We start from the raw sequence: 26,135 nt of genomic DNA, 5'->3' as shown, positions 1-26,135 counted from the left end.
ATGGCGCGCAAAGGCATCATTCTCGCCGGCGGGTCCGGCACGCGGCTTTATCCGATCACGCATGCAGTATCGAAGCAACTGCTGCCGGTGTACGACAAGCCGATGATCTACTATCCGCTGTCGACGCTGATGATCGCGGGCATCCGTGACGTGCTGGTGATTTCGACGCCCCAGGACACGCCGCGCTTCGAGGCGATGCTCGGCGACGGCAGCCAGTGGGGCATGAACATCCAGTATGCGGTGCAGCCGTCGCCGGACGGGCTGGCACAGGCGTTCATCATCGGCAAGGAGTTCGTCGGCAACGATCCTTCGGCGCTCATTCTCGGCGACAACATCTTCTACGGGCACGACCTCGCGAAGCAACTCGAAAGCGCCGACGCACGCACAGATGGCGCGACGGTGTTCGCGTACCACGTGCATGATCCGGAACGCTATGGCGTCGTCGAGTTCGACGACAAGTTCCGCGCCCTGTCCATCGAGGAAAAGCCCACGAAGCCGCGCTCGAGTTACGCGGTAACGGGACTCTATTTTTACGACAACAACGTCTGCGACATCGCCTCGGACATCAAGCCGTCGCCGCGCGGCGAGCTCGAAATCACGGATGTTAATTCGCGCTATCTCGAACAGCGGAAGCTGGATGTTGAGATCATGGGCCGTGGATATGCGTGGCTCGACACGGGCACGCACGATTCGCTGATAGAAGCGGCGACCTTCATTGCGACGCTGCAGAAACGCCAAGGGCTCGTGGTCGCGTGCCCTGAAGAGATCGCTTACCGCAAGCAGTGGATCGGCGACGAGCAACTGCTCGCGCTTGCCAAGCCGCTCGCGAAGAACGGCTACGGTCAATATCTGCTCAATCTTCCGAAGGACCAAGTCGCATGGCCATCCAGGTAACGGCAACGGCGTTGCCAGAAGTCAAGATTATCGAGCCGAAGGTGTTCGGTGATGCACGCGGCTTCTTTTACGAGAGCTTCAATGCGCGTGAGTTCGCCGAGCATGTGGAAGCGGGCGTCGAGTTCGTGCAGGACAATCATTCGCGTTCGGCGAAGGGCGTGCTGCGCGGGTTGCACTATCAAATTCAGCATGCGCAGGGAAAGCTCGTGCGCGTGGTCGACGGCGAAGTGTTCGATGTCGCCGTCGATATCCGCAAGAGCTCGCCGAACTTCGGCAAGTGGGTGGGCGTGAATTTGTCGGAAGAGAATCATCGGCAGTTGTGGGTGCCGCCGGGGTTCGCGCACGGATTCGTGGTGCTGTCGGAGTCGGCTGAGTTTCTCTACAAGACCACGGATTACTGGTTTCCGGAATTCGAGCGCAGCCTGCTCTGGAACGACGCGGATATCGGCATCGAATGGCCGATCGACTTTGAACCGATGCTCGCGGCGAAGGATGCGGCGAGCAAGCGACTGGGCGAGGCCGAGGTGTTTGCATGATCGAGCGCACGGTTCTCATCACGGGCGCGAACGGCCAGGTTGGACATGAACTTGCCCGAACGATGCAGGGTTTGGGACGCATTGTTGCGCTGGACCGCTCGGCCCTCGATCTGGCCGATCTCGACGCCGTTCGCAACACGGTTCGCGAGCTCGAGCCGGCGATCGTCATCAATGCCGCGGGGTACACCGCGGTCGATCAAGCCGAATCGGATAAGGACGCAGCGTTCCGACTCAACGCGGAAGCGCCCGGGGCGCTCGCAGAGGAGTGCGCAAAGCTGGGCGCTTTGCTCATTCACTATTCCACGGATTACGTCTTCGACGGCGAAAAGAAGGACCCGTACGAGGAACGCGACGCGCCGAATCCTAAGAACGTGTACGGTGCGAGCAAGCTCGCAGGCGAGCAAGCGGTCATTGCAGCAGGCGGTCCGCATCTCATTTTCCGTACCAGTTGGGTCTATGGCGCGCGCGGCAAGAACTTCGTCAACACGATGCTGCGGCTCGGAGCCGAGCGCGACGAACTGCGCGTCGTCGCGGACCAAATCGGCGCGCCGACATGGTCGAACACGATCGCCACCTCCACCGCCCATGTCGTGGCCTCGGGCCTCAATGCGCCGGAAGCGGATTACTGGAATCAGCGTTCTGGTGTCTATCACTTGACGGCGTCCGGCGCGGCGTCGTGGTATGACTTGGCGTGCGCGACATTCGAGATTGCGATGGGCGGCGCTGCACCGCGTGTAGTCCCCATCGAAGCAAAGGCGTATCCGACGCCCGCTCGCCGGCCACTAAATTCACAGATGTCGAATGAAGCGCTGGCGAAACGGTTCGGTGTTCGTCAACCTCACTGGCGCACAGCGCTGGAGTTGTGCCTCTCAAGGGGCGGCGGTGTCGTACGTTCAAGTTGACAGCGAGCACGGTTCGGATCAGGAAAGTTCTGCGCGTGCAGGCGCGGTCGTGGTGTTTTATGAGCCTGACGCCGCGTGCTTCGCGCGGGCGAATCGTCTGGCGAAGTTGGTTCCGCTGGTCGTGGTGGACAACACGCCGGGTTCGACCGCGCTGCGGCGTGGCAATCTAGCGCCGGACATCGAGTATCTGGCAAGCGGGAAGAACGAAGGTATTGCGGCGGCGTTGAACCGCGGTGTCGAGTTGCTGCGGACCAGAGATTACGATCACGCGCTGCTTTTCGATCAGGATAGTGAACCTTCTGCCGCGCTCATCGAAGGCCTGCTGGTTTCAATGCGGAGTCTTGCTAGTGATCACAGAAAGGTCGCTATTGCGGGGCCGGCGTACCACGACGCGCGGCTCGGTACTATCGCGCCTTTCGTGCGCTTCGGAAAATGGCGTATGTCGCGTGTGCCCGCAGAAGGGCGTGAGCCGCTGGAAGTTGATTTTCTGATTTCGTCCGGCTCGTGCGTCGATCTGTCCGCGTGGCGAAGCATTGGTTCGATGGACGCACGACTGTTCATTGATTTTGTTGACGTCGAATGGTGCGTGCGTGCGCGCCGCGCGGGGTACGCCGTGCTGGGCCTGCCATGGCTGGTCATGGAGCATAGTCTCGGCGACGAGCCTGTCTGTATTCTCGGACGGCGGTTCGCTATGCACTCGTCGTTCCGACACTATTTTATTTTTAGAAACGCGCTGGCGCTTATCTTGTATCGATCCTATATGCCGCTCTCGTGGAAACTCGCGGAACTGGTCAAGTTTCCGGTGCGACTGGTTGTTTACACTCTAATGTCGGGTCACGCGCGCGAGCATTTCACCATGATTTGCCGTGGGATTGCGGACGGCATGAGAAACCGTCTGGGTCCGTTGCCCCGTCAGTGAGGCGGATCGCAGGTGATCTTACCCAAGCGCTTCCGGTCAGTCACTGTGTCCAAAACAAATGCATCGGCCTTGCTCCGATGAAACAGATGAAAGACAAACTCAGGAAATTTGCGGCATCGAGGCCCGTCAACAACGCATTGATGAAGTTGTCGCCCGCTTCGCGCCGCAACCTTCGGCGTGCCGTCAAGGCGGTCTACTGGGCCGCGACGCCGCATCTGCTCGTTCAGCGCGTGCGCATGCTGCGCCTGCGGCGTCAGTTGGGGGGCGTAGCGTCGGTAAGCGTGCATGGTGCACCCGGGACGCTTGCGCCGAGCTATCTTTGTTTCACACCGCACATGACGCGTCCGGATGGGGCTGAGACGCGTATCGCGGCGGAGGACGGGCGTTATAGTCTCGAGACCGACTGGAGCAAATACCACTATTCTTATGTGCCGCCTCGCCGTCCCGATGACATCGACGCGCGCATCGCAGCACTGGACACGCGGCCGATGTTCAGCATCGTCGTACCGACCTACAACACGCCGCTGCTTTATCTTGAGCGTCTGCTCGCGTCGGTGCGCGCGCAATGGTACGGGTATTACGAGTTGATCCTCGTCGACGATAAAAGTCCGAATGCTGACGTCCAGGCCGCAGTGCAGGCTGCAGCGGGCGATCGGATCCGAAGCATCATGCTCCCGAATAATGGCGGCATTTCGGCCGCAACGAACGTAGGCATCGAAGCGGCGAAGGGAGACTACGTTGTATTCCTCGATCACGACGACGAGCTTACTGCCGACTGTCTCTGGGAACTGGCGGTGGCGATTGATCGCACCAACGCCGATTTCCTTTACAGCGACGAAGACAAGCTGTTGCCCTCAGATCAGTTTGCCGAACCGTTCTTCAAACCCGACTGGTCGCCGGACACGATGATGAGCACGATGTTCACGTGTCACGTGTCCGCGGTGCGGCGCACTCTTGTCGTGGACCTCGGCGCATTGCGCAGCGACTTCGACGGTGCACAGGACTGGGACTTGGTGCTTCGCATCGCTGAGCGGACGAAGCGCATCGTTCACGTGCCGAAGGTGCTTTATCACTGGCGCGTCATTCCCGGCTCGGTTGCCGCTGATCTGTCCGAGAAACCGTATGCCATCGACGCTGGCGTGCGCGCGCGCGAAGCCGCGCTGCAGCGCCGCGGAATAGCCGGAACGCTCGAGACCCTCGGGTATTTGCCAGGACACGCGCGCGTGAGCTATGCGCTCAGGGGTACGCCGCTGATTTCGATCATCATTCCGAGCCGCGACAACGGCGTCGTGTTGAACCAGTGCGTGCAGTCGATTATGAAGCGCTCGTCGTACCGGCGTTTCGAAATCGTCATCATGGATAATGGCTCGCGTGACCCGGACACTGTAGCCCAACTCTCGACGCTCGCCGCGCTGGCGCAGGTGAAAGTCGTGTCGCACGATTTTCCGTTCAACTATTCGGAAATCAACAACGTCGGCGTGCGTCATGCAACCGGCGATATCCTGTTATTCCTCAATGACGATACCGAGGTCATTTCGGCCGACTGGCTCGAACGCATGGCGGGATATGCGCAGCAGACCCACATAGGCGCCGTTGGCGCCAAGCTAATCTTCCCGAACACGCGTTCGGTTCAGCATTGCGGCATCGTCAATCTCGCGGCAGGGCCTGGTCATGCGTTTCTTGGCAGCGACGCGGATACGCCTACGGCGTTTGCGCGCAACGTCCTGGAATACAACTGGCTCGCGGTCACGGGCGCGTGCCTGATGATCGAGCGCGCCAAATTTGACCTGTGCGGCGGGTTCGACGAAACGTTTCCCGTCGCGTACAACGATGTCGATCTGTGTTTCTCATTTGTTGAACACGGCCTCTACAACGTGCTGTGTCCGTCGGTGGAACTGACTCATCACGAGTCGCTCACGCGTGGCGATGACGGCCTCGATCCAGCCAAGCAGGCGCGGTTGGTCCGCGAACGACGGCGCTTGTATGCGAAGCATCCGCGCTTCTACATGCGCGACCCGTTTCACAATCCGAATCTTTCGCCGGTCGATCTCCAGTTCCGCATTCCAGCAGGCTGACATGCTGCGCTTTTTCATCGAGCATCCGTTCGGCAATGCGTATTGAACATACAGGATTGGACATGCAACACCACGCTTTAGAACAACTCGTGGCCAAGGCCGCCGATGCGAAGCTCGTGTCGTTCGATGTATTCGACACTCTCTTCGTCCGGCCGCTTTGTGATCCGGAAGACTTGTTCGACATCATCGGCGAACGCTTCTCTATCCCCGGGTTCAGACAGTTACGCCGGGCCGCGCAGACGAAGGCATTCCAGACCATGCACTCCAACGGCCTGAAGGAGATCACGCTGGACGGGATTTACGCGTCGTTCGGCGAGTTGCCGGTGGAAGCCGCGCGTCTCAAGGAATCGGAATACGAACTTGAGCTTACGTTGACGCTGCCGAATCCGGAACTCGTCGGCGCGTTCTTGGAACTGGCGCGCAGTCGGCGCGTGGTGATCACTTCGGACATGTATTTGCCGCAGACGTTTTTCGAAGCGCTGTTCGAGAAGCACGGTCTGCCGAAACTGCCGCTGTTCATTTCGTCCGCCCGTAACGCCACGAAACGGGACTCGGGCGAGCTTTTCGACCTTGTCGCGGCCGAAATGGATGTCGGGCCACGGGACATCCTCCATATCGGCGACAACGAACTCTCCGATATCCGGCGCGCCGCCGAGCGGGGTCTGACAACGTTCCACTATGTCGATCCGCGGCGCGCGCGTCTGCCGGTGAAGGTGCCGACGCCGGCAGCATCGATTGCATTTGGCTTGCCGCGCACGTTTTCGGAAACGGTTGAGCCGGGCTCGTTCGAGGCGCTGGGTTTCGAGACCGGCGGCCCGGCCGCTTTCGCGTTTCTGCAGTGGCTTCGCCAGTCGGCGCAACGTGATTCGATCGACCTCGTGCTCTTCACCTCGCGCGACGGTTATGTGCTCGAGCGGATGCAAAAGCGAGGCGACGCGGGTGCGTTTCCACGCTGCGCATACTTCAAAAGTTCGCGTACCGCGCTCACTTTGGCGGCAACCGACGAAGCGAACTTTGAAGCACGTCTGCCGTTTCTGCTGTCGGGTGCGCAGGAACTGTCACCCTTCGAACTGCTGGAACGCATCGGCGTTACGCCGCCGGCCGACCACGTGATGCGCGACATTGGCCTCGGCCCGGAGGTTCGACTGAACGACGCTAATCTCGGGGTGTTCCGTTCATTTCTGTGGGCGTGCCGCTGGGAAATACTAAAGACATGTCGCACGGTGCGCGCGGGCCTCCACAATTATCTACGCGAGCTGGGTGTCACGGACGGCATGCGCGTCGCGATGGTCGACGTGGGATGGAACGGGACGACGCAGGAAGCGTTCGACCAGGCGCTCAAGGGACTCTACGATGTCGATCTATTCGGTTACTACATGTGCCTGACCGAGTTCCCCGAGTGCAATCGTCGAAAGAAAACGCTGCGCATGGATGCGCTGCTCTCTCGCGAGTCGGTGGGCGCGACGACGGTCGAGCAAGTTTATGGAAACCGTGTCGCGGTCGAATTGTTCTTCTCGGCGCCGCATGCAGCCGTGATCGGTTATGACTTCGATGCCTTGGGACAGGTTCATGCAGTCGAAGATCCAGGCCGCGGCGCCACTGCGGGACTTTCCGCGACGGCGGAGGCGATCCTTCGCGGGATCGAGCGCTATGGCGCGTACGCCAATGCGTTGTATCGGAGCGTTGAGGTGGAGCCGGCGCCGCTCGAAGTGGTCAAGCCGCTGTTGGATTTCGCGCGCTCCCCGTCGCCGGAAGCGCGCAAACTGCTGTCAAAGGTGACCAACTTCGACGCATGGGCCAGCAGCCGCAATCGCGCTATGAGGCTGGATGAGTATTTGGTTTGACTGGCGTTGCCCGAGATCCCATCGAATTTCATGAATCCGTCTTTGCCTCATCACAATCCGCCGCTGCTTTCGCTGGTCGTGCCCTGCTATAACGAGCGCGAAGTGCTGTCCGAGTTCATGCGACAGGTCATTCCGGTGCTGCAGGCGCTGCCGGCCATGAATTACGAAGTGGTGTTCGTCAATGATGGCAGCCGCGACGACACGCTCGACCGGCTGGTCGATATCGCATGCGCTCATGATCGCGTTCGAGTCGTCGATCTGTCACGAAACTTTGGGAAGGAAGCGGCGATGACCGCGGGTATCGACGAGGCGTTGGGCGATGTCGTCGTTCCGTTCGACGCTGACTTGCAAGACCCGCCCGAGGTCATCCCGAGGCTGGTCGCGAAATGGCGTGAAGGCTTCGACGTAGTTATCGCAAGACGCGTCGATCGCAGTTCGGATACTTTGCTGAAACGCAAGTCGGCCAGTCTCTTCTACAAGTTTCACAACATAATCTCCGATATCGATCTCCCGGAGAACGCCGGCGACTTCCGCCTCATGTCGCGCGACGTTGTGGATGCGCTGAAGCGGATGACCGAGAGTCGACGCTTCATGAAAGGATTATTCGCCTGGGTGGGTTTCAATACCGCCGTGGTCGAATACACGAGGCAGGCGCGCGTTGCCGGAAAGACAAAATTCTCGGGCTGGCGGCTGTGGAACTTTGCGCTCGAAGGGGTTACGAGTTTCAGCACGTTGCCCTTGCGGATATGGACTTACTTTGGGTTTTTCACGGCATTCGTCGCTCTGTCCTACGCGGTGTTTGTCCTGATTCGCACATTGATCTTCGGAAATCCCGTGCCCGGCTATGCATCGATCGTGACCATCCTGCTGTTCCTGGGCGGGGTGCAACTGGTCGGAATCGGAGTGGTCGGCGAATATATCGGCCGGATCTACATTGAGTCGAAGCAGCGGCCGGTCTATCTTATTCAGGCGCGGTACGGCGTCAGCGAGAAGGTGAAACGTGGCGGACGCTAGTCGACTGATACGTCGCTTCGTAGCTTATGGCGCGGTTGGCGCCGCGGGCACGCTCGCGCAATACGCGATGCTCGTGGCGTTGGTTCGCTGGGCAGGCATGCCCCCGCCCACGGCGTCGATGGCGGGCGCGGTGCTGGGCGCGGTCGTCAACTATGTGCTCAACCACCGCTTTACGTTCGGGCAAAGCGCTTCGCACAGACAGGCGCTACCCCGTTTCCTGGCAGTGGCAGGACTTGGCGTGATGGTAAACGGCGGCGCGATGACCGTGCTGGTGGATCACGTTGGACTGCATTATCTGCTGGCTCAACTGGTTGCAACCGGATTCGTTCTGCTCCTCACGTTCGTGCTTAATTCATGCTGGTCGTTTCGCGGTTCGCTCGAGCGCGGCGCGTCCGACTTGGACGCCTGAGCTACACAGCATCCCAAACGAGAACATGACACTCAATAGAACGGAACCACGCTTCGGCTTTCTTTACACACTGACGATTGGCGCATGCCTCGTAATGGTGGGACTCTTCGCAGGTTTGATTCCGACGGGCCACTGGCAAGACGAGTTTTTCACTTTTGCGGCGTTCCGCAAGGGTGGTCTCCATTTTTATATCGAGCGGCTCGTCACCTGGAGCCCACGGCCGGTATCTGAGTTTCTCATCTATGTCTATTCGCGCGTGGTCGAAAAGTCTAACAGGCCGCTCATCACGCCGGTTCTTGCGCTGCTCTGGCTGACGCTCCTCGCAGGCACGTTTTACCCGGTCGTCCGGAGTGGAAGCATTGGCAAGCCGGCGCAGCGGGTAATGCTGGCAATCGCCATGGGCACGCTGACGCTGTTTCTGCTGGGGCACCCTGTGTCCGAGGTGTTCTATTGGCCGCAAGGCTCGATGGCTTATCTCCCCACGCTGGCGGTCTTCGCACTTTTGTTCGGCCTGTTCCTCGTAGGTGTCGATACACCGCCGCAACGCGCGTTGTGTGCCGCTGCGCTCGTGCTCGCCGCCACTTCGTCAGAGCTCGGAGCGATGTTCGTCGCTGCTTTCGCCGGAATGCATTTCATCTTGCGGCTGGTGGGCGTCGGACTCCAACCCGGTTCGATGATTCACCGCCTGCTGACTCGGGCGATGATCCCGTGGTTCATGCCACTGGTCGTAGCGGCGGCGGTTTTCGTCCTGATGAAATCCGGTCGGCTCAATTCGGCTGCCGAAGTGTTCGGCGATCCGGCCATAGCGCATCACATCGGCATCGGTCTAATGCACGCCGTACCACAATACCTCATCGAGATTATCGCGCTGGACGGTCAGACCCTGAATTCGCGCAATATCTGGCTTGGCGCAGTTGCCAAGGCGTGTTACTTCGCCGCAGTCTACGTGGGCGTCAAATCGGTACGCGGTTCGCTCAAACCCACAGGCGCGGTTCAACTGCTCATTTTTCTCATCGCAATCGCGGCCGCCGCGTTCATGTCGCTGTTCGGCGCGTTCTATCAATTCGGCGTGGTCTGCTGCGAGCGGCATGACACGATGAGACAGTGCATGAGCATCCTGCTTCTCGGCTCGGTCGCCGCTTTGTTCGCCCGGGCCGGCCGCGCTCGTCCGGCGCAGGAGTTTGAGGAGGAAAATCGGGGCTTGACGTCGCAGTGGTTTTCCGCGCTGATTCTGTGCGCCGTGCTCGTGTCATCATTAACCTCGGCCAAACTGCTGGCGAATGACTACCGGCGCTACGGCCAGTTTCTAGCGTCGCGCAGTCAGACATGGGCTTCGGGTCTGGCGAGCGCACCGGCCATGGTGGTCACTCAAGTTACCCCGGGACTGGTTATTGGCGGGGTAGTGCGGCCGGCGGGCGATTACGTCAGAACTGACGAGACGCCATGGTTCCTTGCCGGCATCCTCGATTTCTTCAACAAGAAGTCGATGACACTGACGAATCCTTGACGCGTGTTGTTCGCCCATGACGCGCGAGCCATCGCGAGAAAAAAACATGCCTGGTCTCAGCCGAATCGCTAGGGATGGTCTAGTACAATGGCCGGTTTCTTCCCGATACGCGGAATCGTGGCGCACGATGGCAGCATACAGAAAGCCTCAAAATTGTCGAGGCACAGCAGCGGTAGCACCCGCCACCCGGGCACTCGCTCAATAGGAGAACGACGCTTTGGCATACCAGACAGACGACATTTTCGCGACCGACATGCGTACAGCCTTGGTGCTCGGCGGGATCGGATTTCTGGGCCGTCACCTCGCGCGCGCATTGAGTGTCAGAGGCGTGAACGTCCGCATTTACGACCGCGGGTTGCACGAGAACGCCGAAGGCGACTACGTATATGTGAAAGGGGATTTCGCGACCGGGGAAGGGCTGGCTGAAGCCCTCGAAGGTGTGGATATCGTCTATCACCTGATCAGCACCACGATTCCAGGAACCTCGAACGCCCACGCGCTCTTCGATCTCGAGAGCAACGCTGGCGGCACGCTGCGCCTGCTGGACCACATGCGGGCTGCCGGCGTGAACCGGATTGTTTTCACGTCGTCTGGCGGTACAGTCTATGGCAACCCGCGCACTGTGCCAGTTCCGGAGGATCATCCTCTTCAGCCGCTTTGTGCTTACGGTGTAACCAAGGTGGCGATCGAAGGTTATCTGCGGCTCTATGCTAGTCTCTACGGCCTGAATGCCGCCGTACTGAGGGTCGCGAATCCATATGGTCCCGGGAATGCGCGGATTGGCGTGCAGGGATTCATCCCAACCCTTTTTGCAAAAATCGCGCAGCAGGCACCGATCGAGATCTGGGGCGACGGATCGGTGGTGCGTGATTACATTTACGTCGACGACACCGTCAACGCCATGCTGGAGGCCGCCTCATGGAACGGCTTCCGGCTCTACAACGTCGGCAGCGGAGTCGGTCATAGCTTGCTGGATGTGTTGCGCACCGTGGAACGGACGACGGGGCGTACCGCGAACGTGGCCTACAAGGAAGGTCGATTCTTCGACGTCGACAAAATTTATCTCGACATCGGCAGGATCACGGACGAAACCGCATGGCGGCCGAAGGTGAGCCTCGACGCGGGCTGTCAGTTGTTCTGGGCTTCCATGACGTGAAGCTCCGAGTTGTTCGCACAAGTGCCGCATAAAATTGAACGAATGTAATGAAGAATTTTTCAGTCTCTCCTGCTGGTCTGATTCGCTCGACCTTCAGGCATCGTCATCTGATCCGCCAGATGGTGATTCGCGACGTGGTGGCACGCTATCGAGGTTCCGCGTTCGGCATCATCTGGTCGTTCTTTATTCCAATGCTGATGCTCGCGATCTACACGTTCGTTTTCAGCTTTGTTTTCCAGGCCCGCTGGCGCGCGGGCAGCGAGTCGAAGACGGAGTTTGCGCTCGTGCTGTTCGCCGGCCTCATGCTGTTCAACATGTTTGCCGATTGCGTCAACCGTGCGCCGCTGCAGATCGTCTCCAACGTGAACTTCGTGAAGAAAGTCGTCTTCCCGCTGGAGATTTTGTCGATCGTCGCGGTGGCTTCGTCGATGTTCCAGATGCTGATAAGCCTGATCGTATGGCTGTCGTTCTACGTTGCGGTGTTTGGCGCGCCACCCGCGACGGCTCTATTATTGCCGTTCATCATGGTGCCGCTTACGCTGCTGACGATCGGCGTCACCTGGATTCTGGCGGCGCTCGGCGTATATCTGCGCGACGTCGCCCAGATTACCGGGGTGCTTACGACCATGCTCATGTTCACTACGCCAATTTTCTTTCCATCATCCGCAGTGCCACACGATTTGCAGTTTCTCTTTGTCATCAATCCGCTGGCGACGGTGGTCGAACAGGCGCGCGATGTTCTGCTGTGGGGAAAGGTGCCGGACCTGGCAATCTATGGTTACATGCTGGCCGTCAGCACCTTCATTGCATGGCTCGGATTTGCGTTGTTCCAGAAGACCCGTGGAGGATTCAGTGATGTCCTCTGAATATTCCATTGTGGTCAGCGGCGTCAGCAAGTGTTTTCCGATCTATGACAAACCGCTCGACCGTCTGCTTCAGATGGTTTATCGCGGTCGCCGCAAATTCGGACGCGAATTCTGGGCGCTGCGCGACATCTCGTTCAGCGTCGAGCGAGGCGAGACCGTGGGCATCGTGGGACGTAACGGATCGGGCAAATCCACACTGTTACAGATGATCTGCGGCACGCTGGCGACGACCTCCGGTGATATTGAGGTAAAGGGGCGCGTCGGGGCGCTCCTCGAATTGGGCTCGGGATTCAATCCGGAATTTACGGGCCGCGAAAACGTCTACATGAGCGCGGCCGTGCTCGGGTTGTCGCGTGAAGAAACGGAGCATCGCTTCGACGATATCGTGGCTTTCGCCGACATCGCGAAGTTTATCGATCAGCCGGTGAAGACGTATTCAAGCGGCATGGCGGTGCGGCTCGCTTTTGCGGTGCAATCCCAGATCGATCCGGACGTGTTGATCGTCGATGAGGCGCTCGCGGTGGGCGATGCGCGATTTCAGGCGAAATGTTTCGACCGCCTGAAACGATTGAAAGACAACGGCACCAGCATTCTGCTGGTCACGCATTCGAGCGATCAGATTGTGAACCATTGTTCGCGCGCGATTCTGCTAGATTCCGGCAATCTGATTAAGCAGGGCGAGCCGCGTGATGTCGTGAACAAATACATGGATGTCCTGTTTGGGACCGACCGGAAGGCGGCGGAAGAAGCGGCACCGGAACTGATCGTGTCCGGCTCGACGGAGCATGGGACGGATCACCATCCGCTCAGTCTTTCGGCCGACGTGTTTTCTGCTAAGACGGGTTACAACCATCACGAATATCGCTGGGGCGACGGCGCCGCATCTATTCTCGACTTCAGCCTCCGCGCGGACGGCCACGAGCCGCACATTGTCATCTCGGGACAAACCATCCAATTGTCCGCATCGGTGCGCTTCAATCGAACGGTTGTACGGCCGATCTTCGGGATCACGATCAAAACGAGGGAAGGAGTCACGGTTTCCGGTACGAACAGCGAACTGCTGTCGGACGAGGTCCATACTCATGGACTCGGCGACGCCGGAAGCGGTGTCGTGGTTCATGTCAAGTTCAAGTGCACGCTCGCGACGGGAGACTATTTCATTTCGCTCGGCGTGGCATCCCGCACCGAAGAAACCATCGTGCCGCACGATCGCCGCTACGACGCGGTTCACTTCACGATCGCGCCCACGGATACGTTCTACGGGATGGCTGACCTTGGATTGAGCCTGGACATTCACGAGGCGACCCAGCGGATCGAGACATCGTGACTGGCTTTGAGGGTTGGGGACCGCGCGTCCCCCAAAGAGGGTTGATAATTGACAGCGTATCTTGAACAAGCGGGCTATGTGCTCGATGCACACGCGAAGCTGTGGTGCAAGCCCGACTATGGAAGCATCAGCTACAGCGACGGAGACGAGGCAGAAGAGCGCCTGCACCGCATTCTCAAACAGGCGTCCGACCTGTCGGTGCTCTCTTCCGAGCTGCGCACCAGCTGCACGGACTGGCCATCCACTTATCACCTGTCCGGCACGCGCGCCAATATCTTGCGTCCGAGCAAGGAACTCCTGCAGGGCGACATATTGGAGGTTGGTGCAGGTTGCGGCGCGATCACGCGTTTCTTGGGCGAGACCGGCGCGAATGTCTACGCGCTGGAAGGCAGCTACCGCCGCGCTTCGATCGCGCGTGAGCGCACCCGCGACCTGTCCAATGTCACCGTGATCGCGGAGCGTTTCGACGACTTCCGCAGCGAGCAGCGCTTCGACGTTATCACGCTGATCGGCGTCCTTGAATACGCTAACCTGTTCACCGGCGGAGCCGACCCGCATTGCGCAATGCTAGAGCGCATCCGCTCGCTGCTCAAACCGAGCGGCACGATTATCATCGCCATCGAAAATCAGCTTGGCCTCAAGTATTTCGCGGGCGCACCGGAAGACCATCTTGGCCAGCCGATGTATGGTATCGAGGGGCGTTACCGCAACGATCAGCCGCAGACCTTCGGCCGCGAAGTGCTCACGGAGATGTTGCAGAGGTCTGGCTACCGGGCGTCTCAATTCTTGGCGCCGTTCCCGGATTACAAGCTTCCCGTCGTGATGATTTCGGAAGCAGGAATGCAGCATAAAGGTTTCGACGCCGCGGCGCTGGCCGCGCAAACGGTCAGGCGCGATCCGCAATTGCCGCCTTATTGCAACTTTGCGCTGGAACTTGCATGGCCGCTGGTATTCGACAATGGCATCGCACTGGATCTCGCCAATTCGTTTCTGATCATCGCGTCGCCTTCCGACGAAGCGCTCAACGGACCTGACGCGCTTGCTTACCACTACAGCACTGATCGCCTAGCACCCTACTGCAAGGAAACGACGTTTCGCGCTGTCGGGGCGGACGTCGAAGTCATCTACACGCCGCTCGGGCCGCGAAACGAGCGTGACCCGGCGCCTCGGCCCAAGGTCCTGGAATTTCACTGTCCGACAGCGGTCGCCTATTCGAAGGGTAAGTCGCTGGCCCTCGACTTTATTCATGTCGTCACGCGCGAAACCTGGTCCATCGACGAGGTCGGTGCCTTTCTCAGGGATTACGTGCGCCGACTGGAGCAGCTTGCCGGACGTGCAGCCGGGTCGCTGGCGGGGGATGCGGTTCTGCCCGGCATGTTCTTCGATATTTTGCCGCAGAACATCATTGTCAAGGCGGACGGCGATGCGGACATTATCGACAAGGAATGGTCGACCGCCGAGGATGTGGCGGTGCAGAGGTTGCTGTTCAGAACGCTGCTCTGGATGAGCGGAGCAGTGACGGCGTTTGGAACCGAGACGACGGTTGGCGTGGCGACGCGCGCCGCTCTGATCCGGCACGGCTTGAACGCGGCCGGCTATCCGTTGACGGACGAGCGCTACGAGACGTTCATCGAACTCGAGTCCGTCGCGCAGAGTCAGGTGACAGGCATGGCGTTGTCGGATTTCATCCGCCGCTGGATCGAGTCGCCCCTGCCGCGTCATTCCCTCAGTCAGGCGATGGTGGCCCGCGACTCAGACCTGGCAGAACGCGATCGCCAGATCGCCAATCTGACGAATGCGCAGGTGGCCCATGACGCCGCCTATGCTCAACAAATTGCGCAGCGCGACCAGGAGATTGCGCAGCGTGACCGGGAGATTGCGCAACGTGACCAGGACATTGCGCAACACGACCAGGAGATCGCGCATTGTGATCACGAAATTGCGCAGCGTGATCAGGAAGTCATGGAACGCGACCACGAAATCGCCCGGCTCGTCGGTCACGAAGTTGAGCAGGCGCAGGGGATGGTCGAGCGCGATCTCGAAATTGAGCGACTTAGAAATCAAGTCGAAACGGACCATCAACGGCTAAGGGCTGCCGATGCGGCGCTTACCGAACAGATTCAGACAGTTCACGCGTTGAGCACGACGGTGGAAGAACTTCGCTACGCGGGCGAGGAGCTTCAGCGCATTCGCGACACGAAGCTTTTCCGGCTCCGAGACGCCTTGGCTTCGCGGGGTTTCGGGCCCAGGCAGATCGCCAAGGTCGGCTATCGCTCGGCCGCGCTCGTCACTCCGCGCGCGCTCGTAAATTCACTCGGACCAGCGGTCGCGCGGCTTAGGCGGGCTTGGGGCGCAACGCCCATAGAGCGGATACCGGCCGATGGACTTGCTACGCCGGGCGACGCGGCGACCGGAAGATCGCCAGGTACGACGCAAGACAAAACCACGATCCCACCCGATTTCGATGCCGCCTTCTATCTGCGCGCCTACCCCGACGTGCGCGAGTCCGGTGCGGACCCGTACGAGCACTACGTGCTCTACGGGAAGAAGGAGGGCAGACTGCCGAGCGTGCCACGGCGCGAGTTGCATGCGGACGAACCCTTCGATGCCGCCTTCTATCTACGCGCCTACCCCGACGTGCGCGAGTCCGGCGTGGACCCGTACGAGCACTACGTGCTCTACGGGAAGAAGGAGGGCAGACTGCCGAGCGTGCCACAGCGCGAGTTGCATGCGGACGAACCCTTCGATGCCGCCTTCTATCTGCGCGCCTACCCCGACGTGCGCGAGTCCGGTGCGGACCCGTACGAGCACTACGTGCTCTACGGGAAAAAGGAGGGCAGACTGCCAAGCGTGCCACAGCGCGAGTTGCATTCGGACGAACCCTTCGATGCGGACTTTTATCTGCGCGCCTATCCCGACGTGCGCGAGTCCGGCGTGGACCCATACGAACACTACGTGCTCTACGGGAAAAACGAGGGCAGACTGTCGACCGTGCCGCGTCCCGAGCTGTACGCCGACGACTCCTTCGATGCGGATTTTTATCTGCGACAGTATCCGGACGTCGGCCAATCCGGTGAGGAACCCTACGAACACTACTTCCTCTACGGTAAGCACGAAGGCAGGCTGGCGACGGCGCCAACCGAAAATCCGGACTTCGACGAGGCGTTCTATCTGCTGCAGTATCCGGACATTCGTGAAGCCGGAGTCGATCCATATCAGCACTTTCTTTTCCACGGAAAGGCCGAGGGCAGAGCGGGTGTGCCGCCGGTCGTCGCCATGCACCTAGGGCCGGCGGGCATTGTTGCTGGACGTGAGACCGTGCTCGTCGTCACGCACGAGGCCTCGCGCTCGGGCGCACCTATCCTGAGTCTCAATATCATCCGGCATCTGAGGGAGTTCAACGTTGTGTCGCTGCTGCTTGGCGACGGGCCACTGATGGGTGCATTTCAGGCTGCCAGCGCCGTTACCGTGGGTCCAACGCGGATTCGCGGAAATCAGATTGCCGGGACCTACGTCGTCGAAAAGTTGCTTGAAACCTTCAGATTCAGTTTTGCGATCACGAATAGCGTCGAAAGCGCAGTCGTACTCAGAGGACTCGCGCAGTATGGCGTGCCGACCGTCAGTCTGATTCACGAGTTTGCTGCTTACACGCGGCCGCTTCAGGCCTTCCCGGAAGCGTTTCGCTGGGCAAGCGAATCGGTGTTTTCAGCGAACGTGACCTACGAGAACGCGGTCTCTATGCATCCGGACCTCGCCGATGCGCCGTATCACGTGTTGCCGCAAGGCCGATGCGAAATTGACGCGGATGAGGCCGGCGACAGACACGCTCATGCCAATGCTGACGAAGAAGTGCATGCGCTGCTTCGTCCGGCGGGCACCACTGCGGACACTGTCGTGATATTGGGTCTGGGTACGGTGCAACTTCGCAAAGGGGTGGACCTCTTTCTCGACTGCGCTGCGCGCGTGCTCAGGGCTAATCCCGATGGGGATTTTCGTTTCGTGTGGTTCGGCAAAGGCTACGATCCGGAGGGCGATCTGCAATATTCGGCTTATCTGGTCGAGCAGATCAGGCGCTCCGGCCTAGAAAAGCATGTCGCGCTTTTTGATGAGACGCCGAGCATCGAAGCCGTTTATCGGCAGGCCGATATCCTGCTCGTGACTTCGCGGCTCGACCCGTTGCCCAATGTCGCGATCGACTCCATGACGGGTGGACTGCCGGTATTGTGCTTCGACAAAGCGACCGGCATCGCCGACATCCTCAGGGCTGGTGGCCTCGGCGACACGTGCCTGTCCCCCTATCTCGATACTGAGCGGATGGCGGCGCATACTGCCGAGCTGATTCGTTCTAAGCCCTTGAGGAAGTCGATTGGCGAGCAATGCAGACAGCTCGCGCTCAAGACCTTCGACATGGTGAAGTACGTGGAAGAGCTTAAACGTCTTGCGTCGGCGGCTGTAGATCTCGTCGAGCAACAGAAGAAAGATGTGGAGACGATCGTCGCTTCGGGCGTCCTGCGCTCCGATTTCTTCGACGTCCCGGCCGCCGCCGATCGGTCCATTGAAGTCAAGGCGCTCGAGCACGTCCGCTCTTGGGCTACTGGCGTTAATCGACGTAAGGCGATGCCTGGATTCGACCCCGGCGTATACATCGAACAGAGTTCCTCATGGCGCGAAGACGTGGATCCTACCGCCAGCTTCCTGCGCGAAGGCTGCCCCGACGGGCCCTGGAACTATGAAGTCATCACCGAGCACAAACCTGCGAAGGCCATACACGAAGGTACACGTGTTGCGCTCCACGTCCATGCATTCTATGCGGACCTTCTTATGGACATGATGAACGCGTTGAATCGAAACGGCCTTCGTCCGGATCTGTTCGTAAGCATTGGTGAGGCAACTGATTCCGCACAGGTCGACAGCGCGCTGCGACTCTATACGGGACGTGTGGCCGAGGTGAGTGTCGTACCGAACAAGGGCCGCGACATCGGACCGTTTCTAACCCAGTTCGGCCAGACGTTCGCCGATGGTTACGATATCGTCGGGCACTTGCATACCAAGAAAACAGTCGATCTCGAGACGGAAAGCGTCGGCAAGAACTGGTACCGCTTCTTGTTGCTGAATCTGCTGGGCGACGGAAGGAAGATGGCCGATATCATCGTCAGCCAGTTGGCGAACGACGCCTCGTTGGGGCTCGTGTTCCCGGATGATCCGCACGAAGTGGGCTGGGGAAAAAACAGGACGTTTGCGGAGCCGCTCGCGCAACGCCTGAATATCGACCCGCTGCCGCGACATTTCACATTTCCAGTCGGGACGATGTTCTGGGCCAAGACGGACGCGCTTAGGCCTTTGTTCGACCTGCGGCTTGGCTGGCAAGACTATCCCGCTGAGCCTCTGCCCTACGATGGTTCGATGCTCCACGCGCTCGAACGGCTGCTTCCCTTTGTGGTGGCGAAGCAGGGCTATCGGATTGCGGCAAGCAACGTGAGCGGTGTCAGCAGGTAGACATCTTGCGTAACCGTCCGCCCCTGACCGTATAGACGCCTGATGAAGGCGAAGCCATGCTTTCTCGGGGCACAAATGTGACTGTGTCCGCAAGGAATCATGGACACAGTGACTGAATTCACCGAAGTGAAAGGCTCCCGGAAGTATCGCCGGCGCACCGTTGACGAGAAACGCCAGATCGTCGAAGAGACGTTATCCAGTGGACGTTCGGTGGCGGAGATTGCACGCAGTCACGAAGTGAACGCGAATCAGCTGTTCGACTGGCGCAAGCAGTATCTGGATGGACGCTTGGCGTGAACGGTCGCGAATGCGCTTTGCTGCCGGTCACCGTGAATGAGGCCAGCGACAGCGGCGCGGCCGAACCGGCTGCATCGACGCCTCCGGCACAGGCGCCCGGCACGATCCGAATCCAGTTGCCACGAGGCGAGATACACGTTGAAGGGAGCGTCGATCCCGACACACACTTCGCGTGGTGATTCAGTGCCTGATCCGATGATTTGTCCGCTCGCAAACACGCGAATCTGGGTTGCCGCCGGATTTACGTATATGCGCTGCGGCTTCGACGGCCTGGCCGCGAAGGTGCAGACCGTGCTGGCGAAGGATCCATTCTCTGGCCACATCTTCGTGTTCAGGGGCAAACGTGGGAGTCTCGTGACATAGTGCATCCTTTGATTAGAAGCCTGGCAATTTGAGTGACTTCTCTGCTTCCTGTCGAGTTTTGAAGTGAGGCGGCCGGCGCTCCTTGACGGCCCGTACACCTTCCTTGACGGCTTCGGAATCGAGCGCGGCAACAGGCACCTGCCAGGGCGCCGAGGGCATGAGCTGAGTCGCAGGCAGTATTCCATCACGTATCAGACGGTGAATCGAGCTCCCGTAGATTCCCAGTCGTCGTGAGGCTTCTTCCACGCTGATCGTCTCCGCGTGCGACGCGGTTTGATCGTAAGCGCTAAAACGGGCACACCTTTCTTCGAGGGGCGTTAAGAGCGACGATTGCGTCCGCAACCCACATTGCGGACGCAGACCATGAGCGAAGATGAGTTTGACTTTCTGCCACTCCGAGTCATCCGAGAATGCTCCAACGGCAAGCGAAGGTACGACCCTGAAGGCAAGCGCCGACTGATTCAGGCGTGCTTGCGACCGGGGGCGTCAATTGCCGGACTCGCACTCAGGGCACAGGTAAACGCAAACCAGCTTCACAAGTGGATACGGCTACATGAGAAGGCAAACTCTGCTCGTGCAGCACGAAAAACGGTTGAGCCGTCAGCGGCGGCCTTCATCCCGGTCGTTGCTATCGAACCAGGCTCTACGCAGCCCGCCCTCGAGCTCGCGAAGTTGCCGGCGTCGTCGAGTCCCAAGCAACCTGCGGCTGCGTCGCGACCAACGGCGCGCCTGTCAGCGCACCTCCCGAACGGGGTAACAGTCGAACTTGAGTGCTCACGGCACGATGCGCCGCTCGTCACGGCCTTGATCGCCGCGCTGCGAGAGCGTTGATGTTCCGCCTTGATTCCGACCTCCGCATTTATTTGCATCGCGAACCGATTGACTTCAGGGCGGGAATCAATAGCCTCACTGCGTTGGTTGAGCAGTCGATGCAACTCGACCCCTTCGCTCGCGCCGTGTTCGCGTTCCATAATCGAAAGCGCAACCGCGTCAAGCTGTTGTTGTATGAGCGTTCCGGCTTCTGGCTGATGTTGAAACGCCTCGAAGCAGACCATTTCGCGTGGCCATCTCGGAAGCAGCCCGTGATCGAGTTGACGACCGAGCAACTGCATTGGCTTTTAGACGGCATTGACATCGACGCGGTACGACGTCATCCGGCCCGGCAGTACCATCATACAAGCTGATGGGGCGCGCTTCTCCAAGCGACGTTCCCGAGAGCTGTTACAAATTTCCGTAAACCCATCGGGCGTTGCATTTCGCTAATGTGGGTAGCATGGACGAACGCGAATTCTCCCAATTGCCTCCTGCCGCGCAGGCTTACATTCGCGAGCTCGAGGCCAGCAACCGCCAGTTGGGCGAACGCGTTCGCCATCTTGAGGAACAGTTCCGGCTCGCGCAACACAAGCGCTTTGCGCCCAGCAGTGAGAAGCTCCAGGATCGAGTGTTCAACGAAGCCGAGCAGGTCTCGATTGAGGACCTTGACGGGGACGTAGAACTCGACTTACCAGACACAGGTCTGCCGGAGGCGCCCGAGCCTGCTCGCCGCAAACGAGGACGCAAGCCTCTGCCTGCAGATCTTCCCCGTCAGCGCATCGAGTACGACTTGCCCGAGGAGCAGAAGATCTGCCCCTGCTGCTGCAACCCAATGCATCGTATGGGCGAGGAAATCAGCGAACAACTGCATATCGAAGTGAAGGCTTCAGTCCTACAGCATGTTCGTTTCAAATATGCGTGTCGCCGTTGCGAGCGGGTCGCTGAACGTACGCCGATTCTGACCGCGCCGATGCCGGCCCAGCCATTGCCAGGCAGTCGGGCGAGCGCGGCCATGATCGCCACGGTGAACCGGTAAGTACGTCGACGGCACGCCGCTATATCGGATGGAAGAGGCGCTCGGGCGTGCGAGCATTCCGGTGGGCCGAGGCACGCTGGGGCACTGGGTCATCAAGCCAACGCAATTGCATCTCGACCGCCTGTACCGGGAGTTACGCAAGACGTTGCTGTCGCAGCCGCTGATTCATGGCGACGAGACGACCGTTCAGGTGCTGAAGGAACCGGGTAAGGCGGCACAAAGCCAGTCTTACATGTGGCTGTACCGCAGCAGGCAGGATAGCGAAGAGCCTGTAGTGTTGTTCGACTATCAACCCGGACGCGGCACGCAATACACTCAGGCGTTTCTCGCGGACTACAAAGGCATGCTGATGACCGATGGGTATAGCGCCTGGCGAAAAGTCAAAGGTGTGACCCACTTCGGCTGCCTTGCTCATGCGAGACGCGGATTCGTAGACGCCCTGAAGACGCAAAAGAAATTAGGCAAACGCGCGCAGCAAGCACTCGAATTCTTCCAGCGACTTTACCGCGTCGAAGCACTCGCGCGAGAGAAACCTCCGAGCGGGGAAACGCGTGCTAGCTATACCTTACGACTGCGACAGCAGCACAGCGTTGCGCTGCTTGAGGCATTCAAAGCTTGGCTGGATGAGCAAGCACCTCAAGTGCCACCCGAAAGCGCGCTGGGCAATGCAATCAATTACACGCTTAACCAATGGGAGTATCTCAGCCGTTACGTCGGCGACGGGCAAGCCCCAGTGGACAACAACATCGCGGAACGGGACATTCGCCCGTTTGCCACCAGCAGAAAGGTTTGGCTCTTCAGCGACACGGTCGCCGGAGCAAAAGCAAGTGCCGTCATCTATAGCCTCGTGCTTACATGCCGCGCGTGCAACGTCGAGCCATACGCGTACCTGCTTCACGTACTGACCCAACTGCCTCAACGAGCACAAGACGTCGACATAAGCGACCTACTGCCATTTCGGTTCATGCACTCTCAGGTTCCGATCGACGCCGGCTGAGCAAAGGAAATCACACGCAAACGTCACGCTTCCACGCCAACAGCTTTGCGGCGCTAGGCGAAATTTATGCGCGCGTCGGTGGGCTCAAATTAGCGCTTACGTTTGATCGAATGGTGCAATGCCCAGCCGTTCACGCATTTCGATAACACGAACCGTGGTCCAGGTCTTGCCGCCTGGCGATTTGCATCGCATGCGGTTCGTGGTCACCGCAAGCTCCCTGTCCGGCCACTGCCCACCAAGCTTGCGCATAACCTCAACAGCACTAAAGTGTTGTCCAGATGGATATCGACCAACATTCACGCGTGCGACGCGCAGCTCCGTGTGCCGACCACCGCTCCAGTGAACCGTGGCGACTGCTTCATTCGCGGTAAGCGACTCGGCACAACCGTTTCCCAGTGCTAGATATTTCGACGCATGATGGGCGCGTTTAGCTTGACGGAGACAGTCAGCCATGTCGAACGCAGCGGGCCGTACGCATCCCCATCGCACGTATGCGCAAGAATTTAAGCAGCAGGTGATCAGGGAGACATTGGAACCCGGCATGTCGGTGTCGATTGTTGCGCGACGGCACGACATCAACGCCAATGTGGTGTTCGCATGGCGCAAGCAATACCGTGAAGGCAAGCTGGTCATTCCTGCACTCGAAGCTGCGCCGAGCGTGCCGAGCACGAAGCTGCTGAGCGTCGACGTGATTGACTCGGCATTGGTACTGCGGCCGCCTGAGTCGGCAATGGCGTCGCAAGCGACGAGCGGCGTACCGATGCCGGCGCCCGTGTGCGAAATCGAGGTGGAGATCGGCAAACGGCGTGTGAGGATTCGCGGCCTGTCTGCCGAGCGCGCTGAAGCGTTCCTGCAGGAATGCCTGAAGTGATCGCGCTGCCGGCAGGTACGCGCGTTTGGCTCGTGGCCGGCGTGACAGATATGCGCTGCGGCTTCCAGGGGCTGGCCGCGAAAGTGCAGACAGCGCTCGAAGAGAATCCGCTGGGTGGCAACGTATTCATCTTCCGCGGCCGCCGGGGCGATCTCGTGAAGCTGCTTTGGGCGACCGACGATGGACTCTGGCTGCTCGCAAAACGATTGGAGCGAGGCCGGTTTATCTGGCCCCAGGCCGACCGTGGAAAGATCCATCTGACGGGCGCACAGCTGTGGATGCTCCTCGAAGGCATCGACTGGCGACACCCGCAACGCACCGCTGCTCTGTCGATGTTGTAAACCACATCGAAGGCTCGTAAACTGCGACGCATGTCCCAATCTGCGCCGCTTCCCACCACCGTCGCGGAGCTCCAGGCTCTGGTGCTCGAGCAGCAGGCGTCGATCGAGAACATGGTGCGGGAGATCGGTAAGCGTCTCGCCGCGGCCGTTCTGGCGTGCTGATTGAGGTTTTGGGTAGTTTGGTATCCACCAAATTATGGTAGATACCAAAGTGGACAAGACGTGGGGCAATCGCGCCGCAGATGGCGCAAATAAGCGGCCGAACTTTCCGACCGAGTTCAAACGGCAACTGGTTGAACAATCTTTTGAGCCGGGCGCGTCGGTGGCGTTGATCGCGCGCGACAACGCCATCAATGCAAACCTGTTGTTCAAATGGCGACGGCATTATCTGGCAGGAGAGTACGGATTGCCAACGCTGCCTGAGGGCGCAACGGCGAAGCAGGCACCGGAGGTGCCGTCGCTGTTGCCTGTGGATCTTGTCGCTGAGGCGGCAGAACATACGCCACCGATGACAGTCGATACAGAGCGGTCGCCAGAGAATCTTTGCGAGATCGAGTTCGACCGTGCACGCTTGAGATTTCGCGGCAACGTGTCACCGGATATGCTCCGGCTGCTGATCCGGGAGCTATCCCGATGATCGGCTTGCCGGCAGGCACTCGCATCTGGATCGCCGCAGGCGTCACCGACATGCGCAGTGGTTTCCCGGCTCTTGCCGCGAAGGTGCAAGCGACACTCGAAGAGAATCCGCTCGGTGGCGACGTGTTCATTTTTCGTGGACGTCGCGGCGATCTCGTAAAAATTCTCTGGGCGACCGATGACGGACTATGGCTTCTGGCGAAGCGGATTTCCCGCGGGCGTTTTGTCTGGCCCCAGGCTGATGGTGGCAAGATCTATCTCACGTCGGCACAGCTGTCGATGTTGCTGGAAGGCATCGATTGGCGACAACCCCGTCGTACGGCCGCATTGTCGATGTTGTAAACCGCATCGAAGACTCGTAAACTGCAGCGCATGCCCGATCATGCGCCACTTCCGGACACTGTCGCCGAGCTCCAGGCCCTGGTGCTCTAGCAGCAGGCGTCGATGGCAAAGATGCTGCAGGAGATTGCCGAGCGCGACCGGGAGATTGTCGAACGGGACCAGGAGATTGAGCGACTGACGGCCCAGATCGACAAGCTCAGGCGTATGCACTTCGGTCGCAAATCCGAGCAACTTGAGCGGCAGATCGATCGGCTCGAAACCCAACTCGAGGATCTGGCAGCGGGCAGCGGCGTCGCCGATGTGCGCCGTGCGCGCGCTCGTGCATCAAGTTCAGGCGTGTCTGCGGCATCCCCGCAGGAAGCCTTGCCGCCCCACCTGTCGCGCGAGGAGCGCGTGCTCGAGCCCGCCTCGATCTGCCCGAAGTGCGACAACGCCATGGAACTGCTCGGCGAGGACGTGTCCGAGCAGCTCGCACGCGTCACAGCGATGTTCAAGGTCATCCGCACGATCCGTCGCAAGCGGATCTGCACCGGTTGCGGCCATATCGTGCAACCTCCCATGCCAGGGCTGCCGATCGAGCGCAGCATCGCACATCCGAGCTTGCTGGCCGAGATCATCGTTGCGAAGTATGCGAACCACACGCCTCTATATCGGCAGTCCGAGATCGCGGCGCGCGACGGCGTACGTCTCGATCGGGCCACCATGGCACGCTGGGTCGGACGTATGCGATCCACGACCGACGCCCCTCAGAGGGGGATGTGCGGCGTGCAGCATGTGTACACGCGGCGCTGGGTTAGCGAAGGTCCGCAGGGATCTTCCAGGGAAGCAGCGCGTCGTAGTCGTCGACGGTCTTTGCCAGAGGTAGCCGGTGGAACAGCCAGGTGAGGTAACGATACGGGTCGATGCTGTTGGCCTTGCAAGTTTCGACCAATGCGTAGAGATTGGCGCTTGCGTTCGCACCGTCGACGGTGTCCGAGAACAGCCACCCACGGCGCCCGACGCAGAAGGGGCGGATTGAATTTTCGCAGGGATTGTTCGATATGGGCCAGTCGCCGTTCTCAATGTATCGGATCAGCTTCGGCCACTGTTCGCGCAGGTAGGTCAGCGCCTTGCCGAGCAAGCTGTTGGGCAGGACACCGGGCGATTGCTCGAGCATCAGATTGTGGATGGCGTCGAGCACACGTGCACTGTACCGTCGTCGCAATCGCTGCGAGTTAATGTCAATTGTGGTGTTTGCAAGGCGCGGCCTGATCAGGCGGCAAGCGGTTGCTGAGCCGGTGTGCTGTCGGTCACCGGTAGTCCGTCTTTGAATGGGACGCCTTCGAGCAGCGAGGCGATTTTTTCTGGCGCACGAATGCGTCGCCATGATTGTTCCGCCGACTCGATTAGCTTGAATGCAAGGCCAAGAAAGGTCGGGCGCGATACGCAATTGCGCGTGCGGGTTGTTCGATGCCGAACGGTGGCAAAGGTTGACTCAATCGGATTGGTAGCCGG

At 59.7% G+C, this 26,135-nt stretch carries 22 protein-coding genes and 4 pseudogenes; 24 read left to right on the top strand and 2 right to left on the bottom strand.

Going from position 1 to position 26,135, the window contains the following annotated elements:
* The 24 genes and pseudogenes from rfbA to AB6804_RS26380 all read left to right on the top strand — a co-directional run.
* Positions 1-894, top strand: a complete 894-nt coding sequence (gene rfbA, locus AB6804_RS26495) for a glucose-1-phosphate thymidylyltransferase RfbA (RefSeq protein WP_370888971.1) — start codon at positions 1-3, stop codon at positions 892-894.
* On the top strand, positions 879-1,430 hold the full coding sequence (rfbC, locus tag AB6804_RS26490; RefSeq protein ID WP_370888970.1) for a dTDP-4-dehydrorhamnose 3,5-epimerase: 552 nt from the start codon (positions 879-881) through the stop codon (positions 1,428-1,430). Before rfbA ends, rfbC begins: the two co-directional genes overlap by 16 nt.
* A complete protein-coding gene (gene rfbD / locus AB6804_RS26485) occupies positions 1,427-2,332 on the top strand; it encodes a dTDP-4-dehydrorhamnose reductase (protein WP_370888969.1) in 906 nt (301 codons plus the stop codon). The genes rfbC and rfbD overlap by 4 nt, the downstream gene beginning before the upstream one ends.
* The gene (locus tag AB6804_RS26480) at positions 2,232-3,251 is read left to right on the top strand and encodes a glycosyltransferase family 2 protein (RefSeq protein WP_370888968.1); all 1,020 of its coding nucleotides are present in this window, start codon (positions 2,232-2,234) and stop codon (positions 3,249-3,251) included. Before rfbD ends, AB6804_RS26480 begins: the two co-directional genes overlap by 101 nt.
* An 86-nt stretch (positions 3,252-3,337) precedes the next feature.
* Positions 3,338-5,326, top strand: a complete 1,989-nt coding sequence (locus AB6804_RS26475) for a glycosyltransferase (protein ID WP_370888967.1) — start codon at positions 3,338-3,340, stop codon at positions 5,324-5,326.
* Between the two features lie 62 nt (positions 5,327-5,388).
* Positions 5,389-7,170 carry an HAD family hydrolase gene (locus AB6804_RS26470; RefSeq protein WP_370888966.1) on the top strand — a complete coding sequence of 594 codons (1,782 nt, stop codon included), beginning with the start codon at positions 5,389-5,391 and terminating at the stop codon, positions 7,168-7,170.
* Positions 7,171-7,200: 30 nt separating this feature from the next.
* On the top strand, positions 7,201-8,184 hold the full coding sequence (locus AB6804_RS26465; protein WP_370888965.1) for a glycosyltransferase family 2 protein: 984 nt from the start codon (positions 7,201-7,203) through the stop codon (positions 8,182-8,184).
* Positions 8,171-8,593, top strand: coding sequence for a GtrA family protein (locus AB6804_RS26460; protein ID WP_370888964.1), 423 nt, complete (start codon positions 8,171-8,173; stop codon positions 8,591-8,593). The genes AB6804_RS26465 and AB6804_RS26460 overlap by 14 nt, the downstream gene beginning before the upstream one ends.
* 25 nt (positions 8,594-8,618) lie before the next feature.
* Entirely contained in the window at positions 8,619-10,100 is a 1,482-nt protein-coding gene (locus tag AB6804_RS26455; protein ID WP_370888963.1) for a hypothetical protein, read from the top strand.
* A 217-nt stretch (positions 10,101-10,317) separates the two neighbouring features.
* The gene (locus AB6804_RS26450; protein WP_370888962.1) at positions 10,318-11,256 is read left to right on the top strand and encodes an NAD-dependent epimerase/dehydratase family protein; all 939 of its coding nucleotides are present in this window, start codon (positions 10,318-10,320) and stop codon (positions 11,254-11,256) included.
* A gap of 47 nt (positions 11,257-11,303) precedes the next feature.
* Positions 11,304-12,122 carry an ABC transporter permease gene (locus AB6804_RS26445; protein WP_370888961.1) on the top strand — a complete coding sequence of 273 codons (819 nt, stop codon included), beginning with the start codon at positions 11,304-11,306 and terminating at the stop codon, positions 12,120-12,122.
* Entirely contained in the window at positions 12,097-13,449 is a 1,353-nt protein-coding gene (locus tag AB6804_RS26440) for an ABC transporter ATP-binding protein (RefSeq protein WP_370888960.1), read from the top strand. The genes AB6804_RS26445 and AB6804_RS26440 overlap by 26 nt, the downstream gene beginning before the upstream one ends.
* 48 nt (positions 13,450-13,497) lie before the next feature.
* On the top strand, positions 13,498-18,945 hold the full coding sequence (locus tag AB6804_RS26435; protein ID WP_370888959.1) for a rhamnan synthesis F family protein: 5,448 nt from the start codon (positions 13,498-13,500) through the stop codon (positions 18,943-18,945).
* A 99-nt stretch (positions 18,946-19,044) separates the two neighbouring features.
* Complete coding sequence (locus AB6804_RS26430; RefSeq protein WP_370888958.1) at positions 19,045-19,242, top strand: transposase; 198 nt, start codon at positions 19,045-19,047, stop codon at positions 19,240-19,242.
* Positions 19,243-19,278: 36 nt separating this feature from the next.
* On the top strand, positions 19,279-19,605 hold the full coding sequence (tnpB, locus tag AB6804_RS26425; protein WP_370888957.1) for an IS66 family insertion sequence element accessory protein TnpB: 327 nt from the start codon (positions 19,279-19,281) through the stop codon (positions 19,603-19,605).
* A gap of 363 nt (positions 19,606-19,968) precedes the next feature.
* Positions 19,969-20,436, top strand: coding sequence for a transposase (locus tag AB6804_RS26420; RefSeq protein ID WP_370888956.1), 468 nt, complete (start codon positions 19,969-19,971; stop codon positions 20,434-20,436).
* On the top strand, positions 20,436-20,789 hold the full coding sequence (tnpB, locus tag AB6804_RS26415) for an IS66 family insertion sequence element accessory protein TnpB (RefSeq protein WP_370888955.1): 354 nt from the start codon (positions 20,436-20,438) through the stop codon (positions 20,787-20,789). Before AB6804_RS26420 ends, tnpB (AB6804_RS26415) begins: the two co-directional genes overlap by 1 nt.
* Before the next feature lie 89 nt (positions 20,790-20,878).
* Positions 20,879-22,451 (top strand): annotated as a pseudogene (locus tag AB6804_RS26410) (IS66 family transposase).
* Positions 22,452-22,902: 451 nt separating this feature from the next.
* A complete protein-coding gene (locus AB6804_RS26405; protein WP_370888954.1) occupies positions 22,903-23,322 on the top strand; it encodes a transposase in 420 nt (139 codons plus the stop codon).
* Positions 23,310-23,663, top strand: coding sequence for an IS66 family insertion sequence element accessory protein TnpB (gene tnpB, locus AB6804_RS26400; RefSeq protein ID WP_370888953.1), 354 nt, complete (start codon positions 23,310-23,312; stop codon positions 23,661-23,663). Before AB6804_RS26405 ends, tnpB (AB6804_RS26400) begins: the two co-directional genes overlap by 13 nt.
* Before the next feature lie 30 nt (positions 23,664-23,693).
* Positions 23,694-23,825 carry a hypothetical protein gene (locus AB6804_RS26395; protein ID WP_370888987.1) on the top strand — a complete coding sequence of 44 codons (132 nt, stop codon included), beginning with the start codon at positions 23,694-23,696 and terminating at the stop codon, positions 23,823-23,825.
* Between the two features lie 49 nt (positions 23,826-23,874).
* Entirely contained in the window at positions 23,875-24,300 is a 426-nt protein-coding gene (locus AB6804_RS26390; RefSeq protein WP_370888952.1) for a transposase, read from the top strand.
* Positions 24,297-24,641, top strand: a complete 345-nt coding sequence (gene tnpB / locus AB6804_RS26385) for an IS66 family insertion sequence element accessory protein TnpB (RefSeq protein ID WP_370888951.1) — start codon at positions 24,297-24,299, stop codon at positions 24,639-24,641. The genes AB6804_RS26390 and tnpB (AB6804_RS26385) overlap by 4 nt, the downstream gene beginning before the upstream one ends.
* 102 nt (positions 24,642-24,743) lie before the next feature.
* A pseudogene (locus tag AB6804_RS26380) lies at positions 24,744-25,364 on the top strand (transposase); the annotation flags it as partial.
* Between the two features lie 70 nt (positions 25,365-25,434).
* Here AB6804_RS26380 and AB6804_RS26375 read toward each other — a convergent pair.
* Together AB6804_RS26375 and AB6804_RS26370 are read right to left on the bottom strand one after the other, a co-directional pair.
* A pseudogene (locus AB6804_RS26375) lies at positions 25,435-25,851 on the bottom strand (transposase); the annotation flags it as partial.
* Positions 25,852-25,892: 41 nt separating this feature from the next.
* Positions 25,893-26,135 (bottom strand): annotated as a pseudogene (locus AB6804_RS26370) (IS256 family transposase); the annotation flags it as partial.

Origin of the sequence: Caballeronia sp. RCC_10, assembly GCF_041360715.1 — a bacterium.
GTDB classification, from domain to species: Bacteria; Pseudomonadota; Gammaproteobacteria; order Burkholderiales; family Burkholderiaceae; genus Caballeronia; species Caballeronia grimmiae.
This window is presented reverse-complemented; position numbering and strand designations above follow the sequence as displayed.